Origin of the sequence: Parapedobacter brassicae (genome assembly GCF_051400755.1) — a bacterium.
GTDB lineage: Bacteria > Bacteroidota > Bacteroidia > Sphingobacteriales > Sphingobacteriaceae > Parapedobacter.
In genome coordinates this window covers 411,066-431,888 of record NZ_JBLFFL010000003.1, presented here as the reverse complement: position 1 = coordinate 431,888, position 20,823 = coordinate 411,066, and the positions used below count along the sequence as shown (strand labels likewise).

The following is a 20,823-nucleotide window of genomic DNA, read 5'->3' as shown; positions in this document are numbered from 1 at the left end:
TACGGAAAAGATGCTGCGAATCATGGTGTTAGAATTAATTCCCTCAATGCTGTTACAAACTTAGCTAAATTGCGCCATTATGTAATGACGCATGGCAGTACACGGATGCTACAGCAGCACGAATTCCATAAATGTTCATTCGAAATGTGATTTCCGCTAAGTTTTGGCACAGATAATGCGGGCGTTCGCTATTAGTTAAATTTTAATTTTTATTTTAGATCACAATGCAAGAAGGCGTAGTAAAATTCTTCAATGAGACCAAGGGTTTCGGATTTATCACCCCGACAGGTGGTGGTGCGGACGTTTTTGTTCACGTATCCGGTCTGATTGATCAGATCCGCGAAAACGACGACGTATCCTTTGAAGTCGAAAAGGGCAAAAAAGGCCCCAGTGCGGTGAATGTAAAGCTCATCTAAACGAAAGTCAATTCGATTGGTTTTCATTGAAGCTGCCCCTCAAGGCAGCTTTTTCTTTTTGCTTTACGCAATTTGTCGTTACCTTAGCTTCCCTATAGCGATGGATGGACTGCACAACGCCAATGCCTGCATAGCGGCGGTGGACGACAAGGCTCGCCATAATGCTCAACTTGACGATATGTATGTAAAAAAAATAGTTCAGCCGGTCTATTGGTTTGCGGGAGCGGTGGCCATGGCAGTGCTCGTTGCCGGAAGGCATGGTGAGCAAGCAAGGGAAGAAAATCCTTCACTTCATCGCGCGACAGCAACACTCGACTCCATCTATGCCTTGTATTCGGCGAATAACTCCTTGCTGCTGCGGGAGAATTTTCCGTATGACAGCAGTTACCGGGCCGATTACCTGGCTGGAGGGCAGGCCGGATCAACGAATCCGTACGCGTATCTGTGGCCGTTTTCGGGGACACTGTCTGCCGTGAGTGCATTGCTCGAGCACACGAAAGACACTGCATACCTGAGCTTAGTGGATAAGCGTATTGTGCCAGCACTGCAACAATACTATGATCCGGACAGAAAGCCCGCGGCATATGCATCCTATATCCGCGCGGCAGGCCCATCCGATCGGTTCTATGATGATAACATCTGGCTGGGGATCGATTTTTCCGAATTGTATCTCCACAGCGGGCGGCAGCAATACTTGGATAAAGCGACGGAAATATGGGCGTTCGTGAAGAGCGGACAGGATAGCCTGCTAGGCGGGGGCGTATACTGGTGTGAGCAGAAAAAAGAGTCGAAAAATACCTGTTCGAATGCGCCAGCGGTCGTATTTGCCCTCCGGATGTTTGAAGCCACCAAAGACAGCGCCTATCTGGCGCAGGGGAGGGAATGGTATGCGTGGACAAAACGCCACTTGCAGGATCCTGCGGATGGCCTTTATTGGGACAACATCAACCTCGCCGGACGGGTAAACAAACGGAAGTATCCGTATAACAGCGGGCAAATGCTCCAAGGGGCGGTATTGTTATACCATGCAACGAACGATACCGGCTACCTGGAAGACGCTAAGCGCATTGCCCAAAGTGGCTATGATTATTTTTTTGAAGCTTCCGGAGGGCCGGGTGGGTCATCCAGGTTCCTGAAGCCAAGCAACAATTGGTTCATTGCTGTGATGCTAAGGGGTTATGTAGCGCTTGATGAAGTAGATGGTAATGCCCGATACCTCGAAGCATTCAAACAGAACCTGGATTATGCGTGGAATCATGGGAGGAGCGCAAACGGGTTGTTTGATCAAGATTGGAAAAGCGTGGATATTCGTTCACGCAAATGGTTGCTTGACCAGGCGGCGATGGTTGAAATGTATGCCAGGATAGCGAACGATTAGTTTTTTTATTACATTAGCGCACAAATGGTGAGATGCAGATGATGAAGAAGACCATCAATAGAAGGACAGCGCTGCGCAATATGCTGATTATTGCGGGAGGCACGTTGGTATTGCCCGCCTGTTTCCGGCAATCCGGCAAAGCCAGCATTGACCTGGCCAACCTGTCCATTAGCGAAGCCGATGAAGCGTTGCTGGCCGAACTGACCGAAACGCTGATTCCGGCTACGGATACACCCGGTAGCGAGGAGCTTCTCCTGCACCTGTTCGTGCTGAAGATGGTAGACGACTGCCACAGCCCGGAAGACCAGCAGGCGTTTGCGAAGGGGTTATCGGCATTTGCTAATTGGTCGTCTGCCGAACTGGGTGTGCCCTTCGGTGATGCTGACGGGGATAGCCGCGCAGAGCTGCTCGGCAAGATCAGCGAAAACGACGACGAAGATCTAAAGCAGTTCTTCTCGATCACCAAACGCCGATCAATACAGGGCTATATGAATTCCCAATACGTGATGACCAACCTGGTGAAGTATGAATTGGTGCCCGGGCGATACAATGGATACGCCGTGGCAACCTGACACCAATCACTAATCACTATTCACCAACTAAAATATGGCAAATCTTGCAATAGACAGTATAAAAGACCGGACGTTTGACGCCATTGTCATCGGATCTGGCGCCAGTGGGGGATGGGCGGCCAAGGAATTTACCGAAAAGGGACTGAAAACGCTGGTGCTGGAGCGCGGGCGTGATGTGGTGCATGTGAAAGATTACCCCACGACCAATTTATATCCCTATGAGCTGGAACATCGTGGGGAAATGACGCATCAAGACAAGCAGCTGAACCCGATTGCGAACCGCTGTTACGCTTATCGGGAAGATTCTGCGCATTTTTTTGTGAAAGACGATGAGCACCCCTACGTACAGGAAAAGGAATTTGACTGGATCAGGGGGTATCAGGTAGGCGGGAAAACGCTGCTGTGGGCACGCCAAACCCAGCGGTGGAGTGCATATGATTTTGAAGGGCCGGCCCGTGATGGTTTTGCCGTGGATTGGCCCATCCGGTACCAGGATATTGCGCCTTGGTATAGCTACGTGGAGCGCTTTGTCGGCATTGCGGGCAATCGGGACGGGCTGGCTGCGTTGCCCGATGGCGAATTCTTGCCGGGGTATCCGCTCAACGCGGCGGAAGACCATTTCCGCAAGGCCGTGGACAGTCATTATAAAGGGCGCCACGTCATCAGCGCGCGGTGTGCCCACCTGTCGGAGCCCCAGCCCATTCACATCCAGCAGGGTAGGGTGCAATGCCAAAACCGCACCCTCTGTCAGCGCGGCTGTCCGTTTGGCGGGTATTTCAGCAGCAACGCCTCCACCATACCCTGGGCACAGAAGACGGGCAACCTCACGCTTAGGCCATTTTCGGTGGCGCATTCCATCCTGTACGATCAGGAGACGGGTAAGGCCACCGGTGTGAAAGTGGTAGACGCCAACACCAAAGAGGAGCTGGAATTTTATGCCAAGGTGATCTTTGTGAATGCGGCAACACTGAACACCAATTTGATCTTGCTGAACTCGGTGTCAGCGCGGTTTCCCAATGGACTGGGCAACGACAATGGGTTGCTGGGCAAATACATCGCTTTCCACAATTATACGGCGCGGATAAGTGCCGAATATGACGGGTTACTGCAATACAAGACCGATGGACGGAATCCGGCGGGCGGCGGTTATATCCCGAATTTCAGGAATGTAGACCGGCAGGAGACCGATTTCCTGCGGGGATGGGCGGCGGCCTTCGGTGCCAGCAGGCAAGAGATACGTGATTCCAGCGGCACGGGTGTGGACCTCAAAGCGGGGCTGTTAAACCCGACGCTCAGCAATTGGAAGATCCATTCGCATATGATGGCAGAGACCATCCCGAAGGAGAACAACCAGGTGTGGCTGGATGGCGACAAGAGAGACGCATGGGGTGTGCCCCTGCTGCATGTATCGGTGGCGTATGACGACAGTGATCAGCAGCGCCGCCAGGATTACTACGACCGGATGAGCGAAATGTACGAAGCGGCGGGCTTCACCAATATCAAGACGACGGACGACAATCGCCGGCCGGGCAACGACATCCACGAGATGGGTGGTGTGCGCATGGGTCACGACCCGAAGACGTCGCTGCTGAACAAATGGCACCAGCTGCACCTGTGTAAGAATGTCTATGTGACCGACGGCGCGTGCATGACCTCTACCGCCACGCAAAACCCGACACTCACGTATATGGCGTTTACTGCGCGTGCAGTCGATCATGCCGTACAAGAGCTGAAAAAAGGAAATCTCTAAGGTCAGGGGGCGGAGGATTACCGCCCGAAGTCGTCCTGTACCCGCACGATGTCATTTTCGTCTGAGGGATTGGCGGCATCGGTGTGTTGCCAGATTTCGGCGAGCACACCCCACTCGTCCAAGCCGACCAAACGGTGCCGTTCGCCCTGGTTGAGCCGGATGACATCGCCCGGATTCAGGAGCTGCAACTCATGCTCCTCATCGCTGTCGCTCGTCACCACACCCACGACACCACGCACGACCTGCCAGATTTCGGCACGCCGGTGATGGTACTGCCACGAGAGGCGCTTGCCCGGTGCGACAACGAGAATTTTGGGACTCAGTTTGCCGGATATCTTGAGCTCCTGCACATCAAGCCCATTGAAATAGGTGTTGGCAAAGTCCTGTGCCTGCGATTCTTCGATCACAAAAAAGCCACCCCATGGACGGGTTTGGTCTTGTTGCACGATTTGGAATCCTTGATCAACAAGAGTCCCTTCTATTTCCTTGAAAAGTTCTTCCTTTGCTTGGTAAGTCATGGTTATATTTTGAAGCGGCTAATATAGCAGAAACCGCTCAAGTTTCTGCATCTTATTCGGTTTTCAGTGTTTTCGTGTTTTCACTGAATGCGCATCCACAGCCCTTTGAACAACCTTTGCTTCCGCTGAGGGACTTTCGCGTTCGCCGGACCAGGTAGATCAGTGCCATCAAAAACAACGCACCGACCGCTAAGTATTGAATCATCATCCCATCCATATCATTTCAATAGTTGATACGCCAACAAAGCGGCAAGATAGGCAATTCCGGTCATAAATGCCAATTGTATAAACGTCCATTTCCACGAATTTGTTTCTTTTCTGACAATGGCAATGGTGCTCATGCATTGCATGGCAAAGGCATAAAACAGTAGCAGTGACACGCCCGAGGCCAGGTTATAGGCCGGACGCCCCGTATTGGGATTGATCTCGCCGGCCATGCGCTCCCGGATGGTCAGCTCATCATCCGTGCCCCCCAAACTGTATACGGTGGCCATGGTACTGACAAAAACCTCCCGCGCGGCAAACGAGGCAATCAGCCCGATGCCCATCTTCCAGTCATAGCCCAGAGGCGTTATCACCGGCTCGATGAATCGGCCAAGCGTGCCGAGGAGTGAGTACTCCAGTTTTTGCGATTGCACGGCGTTTTCGAAGGCTTCTTCGGTGATATCCGGATTTTCCGTCCGGACGATCTCCTCCGCGTTGGTAAACCGCTCACCTACCCCAAACGAACCCAGTACCCATAGCATCACGCTGATGGCCAAAATGATTTTGCCGGCGCCCAATACAAAGCCCATGGTCTTATCCCACACGTTGAGCAGCACATTGCGCACCACGGGATATTTATAGGTAGGCATTTCCAAGATCAGGAAACTCTTATAGTTGGTCGTCATCAACTGTTTCAGTGCCCAGGCACTCCCCAGCGCCGCCAATATCCCGAGTACATACATGCCAAATAGGACAATTCCCTGTAGTTGCAGGCCGATAAAACTCGTTTGGGGAATTACCAAGCCGATGATGATGATATAGATAGGCAGCCGGGCGGAGCAGGTCATGAAGGGGGTCACCAAGATGGTGATCAGCCGTTCCTTATCGTTCTCGATGGTACGGGCAGACATGACCGCCGGAATGGCACATGCCGCTCCCGACATCAGCGGTACGGCGCTTTTTCCACTGAGGCCAAAGGGTCGCAGCCAGCGGTCCATCAAATAGACCACCCGGCTCATATACCCCGATTCTTCCATCAGCGAAATGAAGATAAAGAGAATGGCAATCTGTGGGATGAAGATGACGATACCACCGATACCGGCGATGATACCGTCGGTGAGCAATCCATTGATCGGGCCTTCGGGCAGTCGTTCGCCGACACTGGCGGCCAACCAAGCAAAAGTGTTGTCAATGGCGTCCATAAACGGGCCTGACCAAGTGTAGATGGCCTGGAAGATGAGCAGCAGCAGGGCGAAGAAAATAACATATCCCCAGAACGAGTGGATCAACAGGTTGTCAAGCCGTGCGGTGAAGTTTTCGCGTTTTTTGGCGGGGTCCTTCACCACGTTGGCCAGACGGCTATCCAGCTGGGTGTGCCGTGCCATGGTCTCCTGTATCTGAAGCCGGTGAGAGTTGACATGGTGTTCCTCACGGATAGACCTGATTTCTGCGGTTTGTGCCGCATCCAAATGCTTGTTGTGCTTTTGCGACAGGTATAGCCAGGCAATGTAGTCATTGGGCTGCGCTACCCGTTCCTTCACCTGCTGGGTGATCGGGATGTATTCATCGGGAATGGCGAAAGTGGGTGTATACCCATTCGGCTTGTACTGGAGGGCTGCTTTGAGGGTGTCGATGCCTTTGCCTGAGCGCGCATCGGTAAGCACCACTTTGGTCGATAGCACTTTTTCCAATTGGGCTACATCAATGGAAATGCCAGTCCGTTCGGCCTCATCAATCATATTGACCACAAAAATCGCAGGCAATCCGATCTCCCGTATTTGCTGATAGAGCAGGGCGGCGCGCTTCAGGTTGAAGGGGTCGCCGACCACCACGACCAATTCAGGGTGATTGGGGTTTGTTTTGTCGATCAGTACGTCATATACGATCTCCTCATCCAACGATGAAGGGTGGATGCCGTATGCGCCCGGTAAATCAATGAGTTGATACCGGATGTGCTCATGGGTAAAACTGCCTGTCTTTTTTTCGACCGTGATACCCGGATAGTTCCCGGCTTTTTGCCGCAGTCCGGTCAGCTTGTTGAATACGGTAGACTTGCCCACATTGGGATTTCCTACCAACGCGATTTTTAGCTCTGTCATACTGCTGATAGGGATTCAATTAAAATAAGGTCCGCTTCAGACCGACGCAATGCGATCGCATTCGGATTGTTATGAATATACACGCACACAGGACCATTAAACGGCAGCTGCTGTTTCATCGTCAACACCACCCCAGGCAGAAGCCCCATTTCGTAGACCTTGATGGGAACATCGCCAGAACGGTATCCGACGATGGTGGCCGTTTCTCCTATTTTTAACTGATTGATGGATGGTGACATGACACGGATCTTTGCTTGCAATCGCCAAAGGTACTAATTATAATGAATCTAAACACAGTAAATTGTGCCCTCAGCGCTTGCTGTCGCTGCCGCGGGCTTTGGTACTTTTCGCTGCGCGAGGCTTTTTGTCGCTGCCGCGACGAGGCCCTACTTTTTATTCGCATCGTGTTCGCTTCATTGGTACTCATGCTGCTTCGCGGTTTCCGGAAAAAAGTAGGCAAAAAACTCCCCGCTGTACCCAGCTGCTACGGTCGGTAGTGCCTCTCATTGCATGCCGCAGCTGGCTAAGGCGGGATTTTTAGGTGTACGGAGGTTTCCTGCGGGCAGCGTAGCGGGAACAGAGGGGCAGCGGACGGGCGTAGCCATACGGAAATATGGTCGGAGCCGGATCGGCCTTGGGGGATATGGCAGCAGTGAGCAGCAAAGCATGTGCAGCGCCGTTCGATCGGGTAGCAGACCGAGCGGATTGAGGAAGCGAAGCGGCTGCAATACGCACCGTGGATGCTTTGCAATCAACTGCAACATAGCCTCCACAGCCTTGAGTTTTGGTTCTTTGGGTCAAGCCAAAGAACAAAGAAGCCTTCGCGGCCAGCGACAAAAAACACCCTTGTGGCAAGCAGAAAATAAGACGAATATGAAAAATTATATTATTTTTGTATGCTACCTACTGTTTTAACATTAAATCGTTTAGACCTCCATCGGTATTATGGCCGAATTAGATGTGCACAATACGGCTTTCTTGCAGGCGCTATCGTTTGTAAACCAGACCAACCGCAATATTTTTCTTACTGGCAAAGCCGGGACGGGAAAGACGACGTTCCTCAAGTATATCCGCCAGCACAGTTATAAGAAGATGGCGGTGGCGGCACCCACCGGTGTGGCGGCGATGAATGCGGGCGGTACCACCCTGCATGCGCTGTTTTGGCTGCCGTTCGGCTTGTATATTGATGATTACGAACTGGCATGGAATGACGACGACAGCCACATCTACAACCGCCGTCGCCTGTTTGGCAAAGTGAAGCTGACCAAGCAGCGGCGCGCCCTCTTGCAGGAAATCGATTTGCTGGTCATCGATGAGGTTTCGATGCTGCGGGCCGATACCCTGGATGCCATTGATGCCATCCTGAAATCGGTGAGACGCGATGCGCGTGCGTTCGGCGGGTTACAGGTGCTGTTCATCGGCGACCTATACCAGCTGCCGCCCGTGGTGAAAGAGCGGGAATGGGAGGTGATGAGCCGCCATTATCCTAGTCCGTTTTTCTTCGATGCCAAGGTATTGCGGGAGCATCCGCCCATCCTGTTGGAGCTCAAGAAAATCTACAGACAAAGCGAGCAAATGTTTATCGACATCCTCAACGATATCCGAAACGATTGCTGCTCGCAGGCGCAACTGGAGGTGCTTAACAGTTATTACCGCCCGGATTTTGTGCCGCCAAAGGAAGCGCCTTATATCACCCTCACCACCCATAATCACCGGGCTGATGCCATCAATAAAAGAGAGCTGGAAGCCCTTCCAGGTAAAACCATGATGCTGAACGCCAAGGTGTCCAACGATTTTCCGGAAAGCCTGTATCCTGCGGAGGTGGAGCTGGCGCTGAAAGTGGGCGCCCAGGTAATGTTCATCCGAAACGACAGCGGCGATGAGCGGCGTTATTATAACGGCAAAATCGGTTATGTCAAACACATCGACGCCTCGGGTGATGCATTGATGGTCGACTTTACTGATGGCAGCGAGGCGGTGGAAGTGAAGCGCGAGGCGTGGGAAAACATCCGGTACCGGTATGATAAAGCCGAAGACAAGATAGAAGAGGAAGTATTGGGCACGTTCGCGCAGTTTCCACTGCGGCTGGCGTGGGCCATCACCATCCATAAAAGCCAAGGACTTACCTTTGACAAGGCGATCATTGATGCCGGAGCCTCCTTCGCGGCGGGGCAGGTGTATGTGGCGCTGAGCCGCTTGCGTGCCCTTGACGGGCTGGTACTCTATTCGCGGATTCCGCCGCACAGCATCCGCACAGACCGGCAGGTGGCCCATTTTTCGAGTAATATGCTGGCCGAAGAGGAGGTGCCTGCCTTATTGGAGGCCTCGCAGCGACATTACATCGGGCACATGCTCCTCCAGGCGTTTAAGTGGGACGGTCCGGTGGCAACACTGGCATCGCTGAAGACGGATGTCGCTACGCGCAATATCGCTGACAAAGTGGCTGCCATGCAGGTGCTCCAAGCCCTGTACCTGACCTGTGAGGCGCTGCAAGAAGTGGCCAACAAATTCAGGAACCAACTGGATGGTTTGCTCAATAAGCAGGAGCAGCCAGATTACATCCGGATACATGAGCGCACGGCTAAAGCCATTGAGTGGTTTTTGCCCAAGATCGATCAGCAGTTGATTGCGATGCTTGAAGATCATATCAGCTCCTGGGTGATCAAGAAGCGAACGAAGAAATATGTGGAGGAACTGAAAGAGCCGCTGATCGATTTCAAGCGAAAGCGCGAACAGCTGAGACAGTGTGCCACCATCACCGAGGCACTGGCCAAGGGGGATGCCCTGTCAGACATCATGGCAAAAGCCGATGGACTGACCGCCATTGCCATCGATGCCTCCGGACTACCGGGCATACCCGCCGTTCGAAGCGCAGCGAAGGGCGATACGAAACGCATGAGTCTTGACCTGTTCAAGTCCGGCAAATCCCTTGACGAAATTGCAGCCGAGCGAGGGCTGACTCCAGGTACCGTTATCGGTCACCTCACCGCATTCATCGGTAAGGGAGTGGAAGCGGCCCAATTGGTGGAAGCCGCTAAATTGGAAACGATCCGGAATACGCTGCGGAAAAATCCCGGTCGGCCTTCGTCTGTGATCAAAGCGATATTGGGCCCGGAGGTGGAATATTATGAAATCCGTGTCGCCCAAGCCGATATGAAGACATGATGCGGACCGAATGGCACAAGTCTTGCTAAAAGCAAGCATGATTATCGTGAATTTCCGTATCTTTAGTGCCTTATTTTTTGGAAGCTACCGTTGTTAGATGCAGCAAATCGATACTACACAACCTTATGAACTGGTCTATTCCCTTTGCGAACATCCGTATTTGGGCTATCTGATTGAACCGCATGTGGTGCAGCTCAACCCCAACGGGGGGCATTCGCTGACCCATCGGCGCGTTTTCAGCAATACGTCCCTGGATTATGCGCAGGTGTTGGATGACACGGATCATAAACTGATTAAGCTGCTCGAAGAGGTGGAGCAGACGAACATTATCAAACGCTACCATAAGAAGCCCGTACGGCCGGTGGATTTTTTCTCCAAGGTGTTTGATAAAAAGTTTTTCGAATACATCCGACCCAAAATCGAGCGCCGTTTATTGCAGGCGCTGGAGCTGCTCAAAGGCAAGCCCTTGTTCTCGATGAGCAAAGACGGGTATGCCGCTGAACAACCGCTCGAAATAGCGCCGCAGGCAGCTTCGGTGTTATTCCATTTCAGGCGCAATGAAGAAGAGACGCGTTATTTTCCGACCATTAAATACGATGGGCAGCGTATTGAATTTATGTATAAGGATGCACAGGTGGTCATCAACCAGCAGGCTTGGCTATTGCTCGAAAACGTGCTGTACCATTTTGACCAGCCGTTGGAAGGGAAGAAGCTGTCGCCATTTTTACAGAAGCGCTATATTTCTGTGCCAAGGGCGACGGAACGCAAATATTTCGAAACCTTTGTGCGCGGCTTGATCGAAAAACACCATGTGTATGCCGAGGGGTTTGCCATTGAAACACACCAGCACAATGCCGTGCCGGTAATCAAGCTGCTCTATGTCGAAAATGGCACGTCGCAGCTGCAGCTGAATTTTCGCTATGGGCCATACCTCTTTGCTTCGGGGGGTGAGCACAAGGCGACGGTACGGATGCAATATGACGAAGGTGCCGATCAGTATATGTTCCATCGCATCAAACGTTCGCTGCAGTGGGAAGAGCACCGCCTGCAGGAGCTGCTGCAGATGGGATTGCACAGTACGAGCGCGTTATTCAGCCACCTGGAGCCGGATGCCGGCGATACAGAAACCGCTTCGGCGATGGACTGGCTCCGCGATAAACATGATGAACTCAATCGGCTGGGATACGAGATCGTACAGGAAGACCCCCATAAGCGTTTCTTTTTTGGGCGTACGGAGCTGGACCTATCCATCAACGAAAGCAACGACTGGTTTGACGTGCAGGCGGTTGCCCGCTTCGGGCAGTATGAAGTGCCGTTTACCCAACTGCGCCACCACATCCTGAACAACCAGAAGGAGTTTGTGCTGCCGAGTGGCGAGGTGGCGGTCATCCCCGAAGAATGGTTTGCGCGCTACAACCAGCTTTTTCACTTTTCGGAAGATAAAAAAAGTATCCGGCTAAGCAAGTATCATATCGGGTTGCTCAGTGACATCTCCGAACATACGGCAGTGACGATGGACCGCAGGCTGGCGCAGTTGGCGGGCTTCGATGCGATCGAGGAGGTTGACGCGCCGAAAGCGTTTAACGGCTCGCTGCGACCTTATCAAAAGGCGGGGTACAATTGGTTTCACTTTCTGCAAAAATACCGGTTTGGAGGCTGCCTGGCCGATGACATGGGCTTAGGCAAGACCATCCAGACCTTGGCTTTTCTCCAAAAGCAGAAGGAAACCGCAGTGGCAGGAGCGGGGCCTGCTACCTCACTGATCATCATGCCCACCTCGCTGATATACAATTGGCAAAACGAGGCAGACAAGTTTGTACCCCAATTGCGCATGTTGGTACACACCGGCATCAATCGGTGCAAGGATGTGGCCGTGTTTGGAAGTTACGACCTCATCATCACCACCTACGGTATCGTCCGTAGTGATGAGGAGCTGTTGGGCGGCTTTTATTTCAACTATGTCATATTGGATGAAAGCCAGATCATCAAGAATCCGACATCCAAGTCGTTCAAGGCCGTGAAAAGCCTCAAAAGCAAACATCGGCTGGTATTGAGCGGCACGCCCGTGGAAAATTCTGTAGCCGACCTCTGGTCGCAGATGGCGTTTCTCAATCCCGGACTGCTGGGCAGTTATCACTATTTCCAGCAGGAGTTTGTGCAGCCTATCGAACGGAAGAAGGATGAGGAAAAAGCCAAGCGCTTGCAGGCGATCATCAAGCCATTCGTGTTGCGGCGCACCAAGAGCCAGGTGGCTACGGAGCTACCGCCCAAGTCGGAGCAGATTTTTTATTGTGCCATGGGTGAGGAGCAGGCCGAGCGATACGAGCGGATAAAATCCGAATACCGCAATGCGATATTGGAAAACCTGGGGGATGAAAAAACCAAGACACCGCAGATCGCCCTCTTGCAGGGGCTGACCAAGCTACGCCAATTGGCCAATCATCCCCGGATGATAGACAGTGCCTTCAAAGGCGAATCGGGCAAATTCGAGAGTGTCATCCATACGCTGGAGAGTGTGCTGCAGCGCGGCAACAAGGTGCTGGTGTTTTCGCAGTTTGTCAAGCAGCTGGTGATTTTCAAGCAGTATTTTGACAAACACGGCATCGGCTATGCCTATCTGGATGGGGCTACCAAAAACAGGGACGAGGTGGTCAAGCAGTTTCGCGAGAATGAAGGTACCCGGCTATTCCTCATTTCCATCAAAGCGGGTGGTGTAGGGCTCAATCTCGTGGAGGCCGATTATGTGTTTATCCTCGATCCCTGGTGGAATCCGGCAGTAGAGCAGCAGGCCATCGACCGTACGCACCGCATCGGGCAGACGCGCAACGTGTTCATTTATAAATTCATCACCAAAGACACCGTGGAGGAAAAAATATTGGCCCTGCAAAGCCGCAAAAAGACGATTGCGGATACGCTCATCACCACGGAGGAAAGCTTCATTAAGTCACTCACGCCGGACGATATCAAAGAGCTGCTTGGGTAAACGCCGCTAAGCCATTTTTCATGCGCGCTACCGTCTCCTCGCGACCGAGCAGTGCGGCGATGTCAAACACATGCGGACCGAATTTGCCGCCCACGAGCATGATGCGGAAGGGAAGCATCAGCTCACCTACTTTCATGCCGGACGCATTGATGGCCAGTTTGTAGAAGCTCTCCAGCTCGGCGCTGTGCCAAGGGGCGAAGTTTTCGAGCTTGTCGATCATGTCTTGGAAGAAGACCGTTTTGTCCGTACTCCATTTGGGCTGTATGGCCGGCAGGTCATAGCTGTCCGGGCGCTGGAAGAAAAACGACGCCTGCTCCCAGAAATCGGCTAGAAAAGTGAGGCGCTCTTTTACCAGCGGCAGCACATCCGCGAGGTATTGTTGGTCAATGTCTCTTACTCCGTGTTCTGCCAACAGATTGCCCAACTGGGGCAGGAGCGCATCGTCTTCGCTCCGTTTTATCCATTCATGGTTGAACCATTTGGCTTTTTCGAAATCAAATTTTGCGCCGGCCTTGCTGATGCGCGCTATCGAGAATTTAACTACCAATTCATCCAGCGCGAAAATTTCCTGATCGGTACCGTCGTTCCACCCCAGCAGGGCCAGCATGTTTACAAATGCTTCGGGCAGCACACCGAGTTCGCGGAAACCTTTTGTGAGGTCGCCCGTCTTCGGGTCCTGCCAGTTCATGGCGTACACCGGGAAACCCAACCGGTCGCCATCGCGCTTGCTGAGCTTGCCGTTGCCGTCGGGCTTGAGGATGAGCGGGAGGTGCGCCCACTGCGGCATGGCGTCGCGCCAGCCGAGGTATTCCCATAGGAGGATGTGTACGGGAGCAGATGGCAGCCACTCCTCACCACGGAATGCATGGGTAATGGCCATTTGGCAGTCGTCTACCACTACGGCCAGGTGATATGTGGGCATGCCGTCTGCCTTTAGCAGCACTTTGTCATCCACCAATGACGAGTCGAAACTGACCATCCCGCGGATCAGGTCTTCGAAGCCGATGGTTTCACCCACAGGCATCTTGATGCGGATGACATGGGGATGCCCTTCCGCCAGCAGCCGTGCGGTTTCGGATGCTGACAAGTTCAACGAGTTGCGTAGTTGCAGCCGGTTTTCGTGGCTGTATTTAAAGTTAGGCTGTGCGGCCCGTTGGTTCTCCAGCTCCTCAGCGGTATCGAACGCGTAGTACGCATACCCATCGGCCACGAGCTGTTCGGCATATTTCCGGTAGTTAGCCTTGCGCTCGCTTTGGCGGTAAGGGCCGTATGGGCCGCCATGAGTGGGACTCTCATCCGGCTCGATGCCGCACCAGCGGAGACAATCTTGGATATAGTCCTCCGCACCGGGCACGAAGCGGGTTTGGTCGGTATCTTCGATACGCAGCACAAACGTGCCGCCGTGCTGCTTGGCAAACAAGTAATTGAATAATGCCGTGCGCACGCCGCCCAAGTGCAGCCCCCCGGTGGGGCTCGGTGCAAAGCGCACCCTTACGTTTCTGTCCTGATCCATGGGGGCAAAGATAAAAAATACGCCTGCCGAAATCACCATTTACGCGGAATTATGTATTTTGGCCCTGATGAATCCTTACCAGTACAATCAACAGCGTTGGAAATTTGCTTTGCTGATCTTCGCTGCCCTCATTGCGGGGGCATCGCTGCTGTATACCAATTACCTGGTGCGGAACCTGTCCAAGTCTGAGCGTACCAAGGCGGAAGTGTGGGCCATGAGCACGCGGAGCATCATCACGATGCCCGATGTAGATGACGAAACGATTACCTTTATCTACTCTGTCCGGGACAGCCTTGCTGTACCGGCAATCATTGCCGATGCCCAGGATAGCATCATCTACTGGCGCGACCTGGATTCCACGAAGACGAACATTTTAATCGAGGACGGCGGCGGCGGCCAGGTATACGATCCGGCGTATTTCAACAGGCAGTTGGCCATCATGAAGGAAAGCCATCCGCCGATCGTCATTGATATCCCCAACGGCACCCGGTGGTTTGTATACTACAAAGATTCGATGCTGCTGACCCAGCTGCGAATTTTTCCGTACGTGCAGCTCACGCTGATTGCGATATTCCTGACCATTGCTTACACGGTGTTCAACTCGATCCGCAAGTCCGAACAAAACCTCGTATGGGTGGGCATGGCCAAGGAAGCCGCCCACCAGTTGGGTACACCGATATCCTCGCTGATGGCCTGGCTGGAATTGGTGCGGGCCAAGTTTGATGCCGAAAATGACGCATTGCTCAATGAGATGGAAAGCGATGTGAAGCGCCTGGAGGTGGTGGCCGATCGGTTCTCTAAAATCGGATCTACCCCCGTGTTGCAAAACCATGTGTTGTACAAGGTAGTAGCCGATTTTGTCAATTATTTCAAGGTGCGGACCAGTGACAAAATTGTATTCAATGTGTCGGGCGATACGAAGGTGGAGGCCATGCTGAATGTGCCGCTGTTTGACTGGGTACTGGAGAATCTCTTGAAAAATGCAGCCAACGCCATCGAGTCGGCCGGCCGGATCGATATCCTTATTTCAGAAAATATTGCGAAAGAGCAGATTTTTATAGACATTAGCGACACCGGAAAGGGGATACCCCGAAATAAGTTTGATGCCGTTTTCCAGCCTGGTTTCACGACGAGGAAACGTGGGTGGGGCCTCGGGTTGAGCCTCACCAAGCGGATGATCGAGTATCATAAAGGACAGATTTTTGTGAAAGAATCAGAAATAGATAAAGGAACCACATTTAGAATCGTTTTACCAAGTAATCAAACGTATGAACCCGCTCAAATCTGATGAATATCCGGCAATATATGCATCTTATATCGATACCATAAAAGGCGAAGCGCTCGACATGTTGCAAGAACAGGTGGAATCGTTTCCCGAATTTCTGGCACACATTCCCGCGGGAAAATCCGAATATGCGTATGCCGAAGGCAAGTGGACGATCAAGGAGGTGGTCGGTCATGTGATCGATACCGAGCGGGTCATGGCCTATCGCGCCTTGCGCTTCGCCCGTAATGACACCAAAGAGCTCATCGGGTTTGAACCGGAAGATTTTGTGGCCAACGCCCGATTCAACGAACGCTCATTGGAGAGCTTTGCGGAAGAATTTGTGTTAGTAAGACAATCGAACCTGATGCTTTTTAAAAGCTTTAATGACCACGAACTGGCGCGCAAGGGCATTGCCTCCGAACGGCTGATCAGCGTGCGGGCATTCCTGTATATCATTGCCGGTCACCTCAATCATCATCGCAACATGATCCGTGAGCGGTATTTGGAGGGGTAGTGGTAAGTGGTTGGTGATTGGTGATCCGTGTTGGGTGGTCTGCGTGGGAGGCTGTGGGGAAAAAAATGAAAAAATATTAAACCTTTTTCAAGGCGCATTGTAATTATGGTATCTAGGAAACCATTTCCATGGTTTTATGATACGGTTTAGGTGTAGGAAATGTCCCGAGCGATCGGGACGTTTCCTATTTTAGCGTATTGCTCCACGTCTGGATCCGGAGCGCTTCGCTGCCGTCTCCTAGGCCGTGTCTGCAATACGTCAAAAACCTCCACTCAACCGTTTGCGTAATTTTTTTTGTTTCAATTGTTGATTTTATTTTATAGTCTTGTAGAGTGGAAGGTTTCCGTTTTAACAACCAACCTAACTAACATAAACATTTACATCAATGAACGCTACAGCCACTCAAAAAAAGACAGCGGTATTACCCATGATCATCTGCTGCGCACTGTTTTTTATTTTAGGTTATATAACCTGGGCAAACGGAGCACTTATCCCCTTTGTGCGGTTAGCCTTTAATTTAGGAACAGATTTGCAGGCTTTCTTCATATTATTTGCTTCGTATATTGCTTATTTCTTTTTAGCCCTTCCCAGTTCGTGGATATTAGACAAGATCGGGTTTAAAAACGGCATTGTTCTCAGTCTGTTTTTAATCGTCATTGGCGCGTTGATTATATTGCCGGCCGCATCCAACCTAAGTTATGGACTATTCTTGGTTTCGATATTCGTACAAGCATCGGGGATGGCGCTACTTCAGACGGCGATCAACCCTTACCTAAGCATCATCGGCCCCATTGAGAGTGCTGCCCAACGCATCTCCATTGTCGGTATTTTCAACAAGACCGCCGGCATCATTGTCCCTTTTGTCTTAGGGAGCATATTGTTGAAGGACTATGACTTGATTTCGGGGAAAATAAAAGACCTCAAAGTAGGTCCCGAACATGACGCATTGTTAGCCGAACTCTCCGAACGGATCCATAGCCCATACATTGGAATGGCTGTTGGCGTAGCCATCCTGGCAATCATTGTGTTTGTTGTGAAAATGCCCGACGTAGACGTAAACAAAGAAGAAGTGATAACGGAAAGTGCAAATCTCAAAAAGAAAAGCAGCATCTTTCATTTTCCTCATCTTTTCCTCGGAGCGTTAGCGATATTCTTTTGTGTTGCCGTAGAAGTCATGGCGGGCGACATCATTGGGACCTACGGACGGTTACTGTCATTACCTCCCTTCTTTGTAAAATATGGTACTGCATTTACGCTTGGTTGTATGCTTATTGGCTATTTTATTGGGATTGCAACCATCCCCAGACTGATCTCACAACAGGCCGCACTTCGGGTCTGCACATTGGTCGGCATTACGTTTACCACTATTTCGGTGTTCACCTCCGGGATGACTTCCTATATTTTTGTGGCACTATTGGGCATTGCCAATGCGTTGATGTGGCCGGCAATCTTCCCGCTAGGCATTAAAGGTCTTGGCCGGTTTACAAAAGTTGGATCCGGCGTGATGATCATGGGTATCGCAGGCGGTGCGATCTGGCCGTTGGTATATGGTTATCTAAAAGACACCCTTGGCATAGATTTCCAATATGCATTCCTATACGCGATGATTCCGGCCTACCTTTACCTCCTTTATTTTGCAAGTTACGGCCATAACGTGGGGAAAAAGTCGATTTCCGAATAAGAATGATTGCGAACCGAAGGGGTTGTGCCTGATTTTCCTGCACCGCTGATGCGATGCAGGAAAACAGGACTTGTGAAATAATATTTTTAAAACGCTTGGGACGCTGAAGTATTTTGACCGGATTGTAATATTTCGGTAATGTTGCATTTTTAAATGCAGGTTGATTTACTACTCCGGGATATTGTTTAATTTCGGACCATTGTAAACTAATAACAAGCAATATGAGGAAGAACTTATTTACGTCGGCAATCGTTGCCATGGCGGTTGCCCTGGGTTGGCAGCCGGCAAACGCTCAATTGAAGCTGCCGCCAGCGAGCAGCCCGCAAACAGTCACGCAGGGGCTGGGTATCAGTAGCGTCACGCTTACATACAGCCGCCCGAACATGAACGGCCGGAAGATATTCGGTGGACTGGAGCCTTATGACACCGTATGGCGTACAGGGGCGAATAATGTCTCGACGCTGACATTCGATGACGAGGTCACCATTGCGGGCAATAAAGTGCCCGCTGGTACGTATGGGTTGTTTACGATACCCGGTACGAAAGAGTGGACGATCATCATCAGCAAAAACAGCAAACAATGGGGTGCTTATTCCTATAAGCAGGAGGAAGATCTATTCCGTTTCAACGTGAAGCCTGAGCGGTTGGCTAAACCCTTGGAAACCTTTACCATTGCATTTTCGGATGTAAAGCCGCAAAGCGCGAAGCTGAATATTGCCTGGGAACGGACACAGGTCAGTTTTGATCTGACGGTGGATCAAGATGCGGAGATCATGGCGTCTATCGATGAAGCGATGAAAGGCGAGAAAAAGCCGTATATGCAGGCCGCGCAATACTATTATAATAACAATAAAGACATCCAAAAAGCACTTGAGTGGATGAACGAGGCCGACAAAGGTCCAAACCCAGCGCCTTATATCAAATATTGGAAGGCGCGCATTCAACTGAAGGCCGGGGATAAACAAGGTGCGGCGGCGACCGCCACAGAGGGTGTTGCGATCGCGAAACAGCAGAACAATCCCGAATACATCAAACTGAATGGCCAGGTATTGGCCGAGGCGCAACGGTAGGTAACGGCCTTTCGCAGAAAAGCCTGATTTGCATGACGCAGATCAGGCTTTTTTCATATCATAGGTTGGCGTTCAGCAGCTCTTCCAACTCCTCGTGACTGATGTTCATGTTTACGTTGCCATCTTTGGCAAATGAGATCTCCCCGGTTTCTTCAGACACCACCACCGCAATCGCATCGCTCACCTCCGTGACGCCGATGGCGGCCCGGTGGCGCAAACCGAAATGGAGGGGCAGATCTTCGCTATCCGATAGGGGAAGCACACAGCTGGCAGTCATCACCTTGAAATCGACGATCACCACCGCGCCATCGTGCAACGGACTGCTTTTTTGGAAGATGCTTTCGAGCAGTCGCTTGGAGAGCTGCGCATCCAGGAACTCGCCGCTGGTCTGATAGTATTCTTCATCATAATATTTGGCAAACACCAGCAATGCCCCCGTGTACGATTTGGACAGGCTCCGGCAGGCATCGACAATCGGTTTCAGGCGGGCATGATTATCCTGCGTCGCGGTTTTTTTGTTGACGAAGATCGACCAAAGGAAATTTTTCCGCTTTACGGAGATGTTCTTGCCGATATGGATGAGGAAACGCCGGATTTCCTGCTGGAAGACCACCACCAGGGCCAACGACCCCACACTGATAAATCCGCCAAAGATCTGGGTGAGCAGGTGCATATTGAATTGCTGGACAAGCAGAAAGATCACATAGATCAGTCCCAGGCCGATGAGGATGTTTACCGCAATGGTACCCCGTATAAGGCTATAGATATAATAAAGGATGACAGCTACCAGCAGGATGTCGATGATATCCAGTAACCTAAAGCTGAAGTCGAGGCTCTCCATAATCCCCGCAATTTAAGAAATTTATGCGTTCCGGGTGATAAAAGTGAATTTTTCAGTGGCCGATTAGCGGTCAATAGCTTGCATTGTTGGGTAAGTTGGCTAAGTTTGTCATTGATAAAGCAATTCCCATGGCAAGACTGTCCGTCAATATCAACAAAATCGCTACGCTCCGCAACTCAAGGGGAGGCAATAATCCCGATGTATTGCAAGCGGCATTGGCCTGTGAACGATTCGGCGCGCAAGGAATCACGGTGCATCCCCGGCCGGATGAGCGGCACATCCGCTATCAGGATGTTTATGACCTGAAAGCGAATATCCAGACCGAACTGAACATCGAGGGCAATAGCCAAGAGGAGAAGTTTGTCCGCCTGGTGTTGGATACCGCGCCCGCCCAGGTGACGCTGGTGCCGGACGACCCGGGGCAGATCACGTCCAACCATGGCTGGGACACCATCAAGCACCGATCGTATTTGCAGGACACCTGTTCGCTGTTTAAGGAAGCGGGTATCCGGGTCTCTATATTTGTAGACCCCGATCCCACGATGATAGCGGCAGCGGCAGAAACCGGCACCGACCGCGTGGAACTTTATACCGAAGGCTATGCGAGCACCTATCATCGCGACCGCGAGCAGGCCATTGCACCGTACATCGCCGCCGCTGAGGCAGCGCAACAGGCGGGTTTGGGCCTCAATGCCGGGCATGACCTCGACCTGCACAACCTACGGTATTTCAACCAGCATGTACCGGGATTGCTCGAAGTGAGTATTGGCCACGCGCTGATCGCCGATGCGCTTTACTTGGGGCTAGAAGAGACAATCAAGCTGTATCTGGACCAGCTATCCCTTCGCTAGT

Annotated in this window: 18 protein-coding genes; 11 read left to right on the top strand and 7 right to left on the bottom strand. The window is 51.7% G+C overall.

The features are described from left to right. Positions 1 to 224 precede the first annotated feature (224 nt). The 4 genes from ACMGDE_RS11115 to ACMGDE_RS11100 all read left to right on the top strand — a co-directional run bounded on the left by ACMGDE_RS11115 (position 225) and on the right by ACMGDE_RS11100 (position 4,116). Positions 225 to 416 carry a cold-shock protein gene (locus ACMGDE_RS11115; RefSeq protein ID WP_436832859.1) on the top strand — a complete coding sequence of 64 codons (192 nt, stop codon included), beginning with the start codon at positions 225 to 227 and terminating at the stop codon, positions 414 to 416. Positions 417 to 516: 100 nt separating this feature from the next. Next, a complete protein-coding gene (locus ACMGDE_RS11110) occupies positions 517 to 1,794 on the top strand; it encodes a glycoside hydrolase family 76 protein (RefSeq protein ID WP_436832858.1) in 1,278 nt (425 codons plus the stop codon). A gap of 41 nt (positions 1,795 to 1,835) precedes the next feature. Next, positions 1,836 to 2,366 (top strand): gluconate 2-dehydrogenase subunit 3 family protein, encoded by a 531-nt coding sequence (locus ACMGDE_RS11105; protein ID WP_436832857.1) that lies wholly within the window; start codon positions 1,836 to 1,838, stop codon positions 2,364 to 2,366. A gap of 34 nt (positions 2,367 to 2,400) precedes the next feature. Then, positions 2,401 to 4,116: a GMC oxidoreductase gene (locus ACMGDE_RS11100; RefSeq protein WP_436832856.1), complete on the top strand. Its 1,716-nt coding sequence runs from the start codon at positions 2,401 to 2,403 to the stop codon at positions 4,114 to 4,116. Positions 4,117 to 4,133: 17 nt separating this feature from the next. On the opposite strand, the gene ACMGDE_RS11095 is transcribed toward ACMGDE_RS11100, so the two are convergent. The 5 genes from ACMGDE_RS11095 to ACMGDE_RS11080 form a co-directional block, all read right to left on the bottom strand. Further along, a complete protein-coding gene (locus ACMGDE_RS11095) occupies positions 4,134 to 4,634 on the bottom strand; it encodes a cupin domain-containing protein (RefSeq protein WP_436832855.1) in 501 nt (166 codons plus the stop codon). A gap of 52 nt (positions 4,635 to 4,686) precedes the next feature. Beyond that, entirely contained in the window at positions 4,687 to 4,839 is a 153-nt protein-coding gene (locus ACMGDE_RS20055) for a FeoB-associated Cys-rich membrane protein (protein ID WP_495911616.1), read from the bottom strand. Positions 4,840 to 4,852: 13 nt separating this feature from the next. Further along, positions 4,853 to 6,937: a ferrous iron transport protein B gene (gene feoB / locus ACMGDE_RS11090; protein ID WP_436832854.1), complete on the bottom strand. Its 2,085-nt coding sequence runs from the start codon at positions 6,935 to 6,937 to the stop codon at positions 4,853 to 4,855. Then, positions 6,934 to 7,176, bottom strand: a complete 243-nt coding sequence (locus ACMGDE_RS11085; RefSeq protein WP_436832853.1) for a FeoA family protein — start codon at positions 7,174 to 7,176, stop codon at positions 6,934 to 6,936. The genes feoB and ACMGDE_RS11085 overlap by 4 nt, the downstream gene beginning before the upstream one ends. 298 nt (positions 7,177 to 7,474) lie before the next feature. After that, entirely contained in the window at positions 7,475 to 7,672 is a 198-nt protein-coding gene (locus tag ACMGDE_RS11080) for a hypothetical protein (RefSeq protein WP_436832852.1), read from the bottom strand. 210 nt (positions 7,673 to 7,882) lie between these two features. On the opposite strand from ACMGDE_RS11080, the gene ACMGDE_RS11075 reads away from it, so the two are divergent. Continuing rightward, positions 7,883 to 10,102, top strand: a complete 2,220-nt coding sequence (locus tag ACMGDE_RS11075) for a helix-turn-helix domain-containing protein (protein ID WP_436832851.1) — start codon at positions 7,883 to 7,885, stop codon at positions 10,100 to 10,102. Positions 10,103 to 10,199: 97 nt separating this feature from the next. Further along, the gene (locus ACMGDE_RS11070; RefSeq protein ID WP_436832850.1) at positions 10,200 to 13,085 is read left to right on the top strand and encodes a DEAD/DEAH box helicase; all 2,886 of its coding nucleotides are present in this window, start codon (positions 10,200 to 10,202) and stop codon (positions 13,083 to 13,085) included. Here the strand turns inward: ACMGDE_RS11070 and gltX are convergent. Then, positions 13,066 to 14,598 (bottom strand): glutamate--tRNA ligase, encoded by a 1,533-nt coding sequence (gene gltX, locus ACMGDE_RS11065; RefSeq protein ID WP_436832849.1) that lies wholly within the window; start codon positions 14,596 to 14,598, stop codon positions 13,066 to 13,068. The genes ACMGDE_RS11070 and gltX overlap by 20 nt on opposite strands. 67 nt (positions 14,599 to 14,665) lie before the next feature. Here gltX and ACMGDE_RS11060 point away from each other — a divergent pair, with 67 nt between their 5' ends. From ACMGDE_RS11060 to ACMGDE_RS11045, 4 genes are all read left to right on the top strand, one after another. Further along, positions 14,666 to 15,886, top strand: a complete 1,221-nt coding sequence (locus ACMGDE_RS11060; RefSeq protein ID WP_436833120.1) for a sensor histidine kinase — start codon at positions 14,666 to 14,668, stop codon at positions 15,884 to 15,886. After that, positions 15,867 to 16,379, top strand: coding sequence for a DinB family protein (locus ACMGDE_RS11055; RefSeq protein ID WP_436832848.1), 513 nt, complete (start codon positions 15,867 to 15,869; stop codon positions 16,377 to 16,379). Before ACMGDE_RS11060 ends, ACMGDE_RS11055 begins: the two co-directional genes overlap by 20 nt. A gap of 385 nt (positions 16,380 to 16,764) precedes the next feature. Next, positions 16,765 to 18,060 carry a sugar MFS transporter gene (locus tag ACMGDE_RS11050; protein WP_436832847.1) on the top strand — a complete coding sequence of 432 codons (1,296 nt, stop codon included), beginning with the start codon at positions 16,765 to 16,767 and terminating at the stop codon, positions 18,058 to 18,060. Between the two features lie 221 nt (positions 18,061 to 18,281). Next, on the top strand, positions 18,282 to 19,130 hold the full coding sequence (locus ACMGDE_RS11045) for a DUF2911 domain-containing protein (RefSeq protein ID WP_436832846.1): 849 nt from the start codon (positions 18,282 to 18,284) through the stop codon (positions 19,128 to 19,130). Between the two features lie 58 nt (positions 19,131 to 19,188). Here the strand turns inward: ACMGDE_RS11045 and cdaA are convergent, their stop codons facing one another. Beyond that, positions 19,189 to 19,971 carry a diadenylate cyclase CdaA gene (gene cdaA / locus ACMGDE_RS11040; RefSeq protein ID WP_436832845.1) on the bottom strand — a complete coding sequence of 261 codons (783 nt, stop codon included), beginning with the start codon at positions 19,969 to 19,971 and terminating at the stop codon, positions 19,189 to 19,191. 128 nt (positions 19,972 to 20,099) lie between these two features. On the opposite strand from cdaA, the gene ACMGDE_RS11035 reads away from it, so the two are divergent. Continuing rightward, positions 20,100 to 20,822, top strand: coding sequence for a pyridoxine 5'-phosphate synthase (locus ACMGDE_RS11035; protein WP_436832844.1), 723 nt, complete (start codon positions 20,100 to 20,102; stop codon positions 20,820 to 20,822). The last annotated feature ends 1 nt before the right edge of the window (position 20,823 follow it).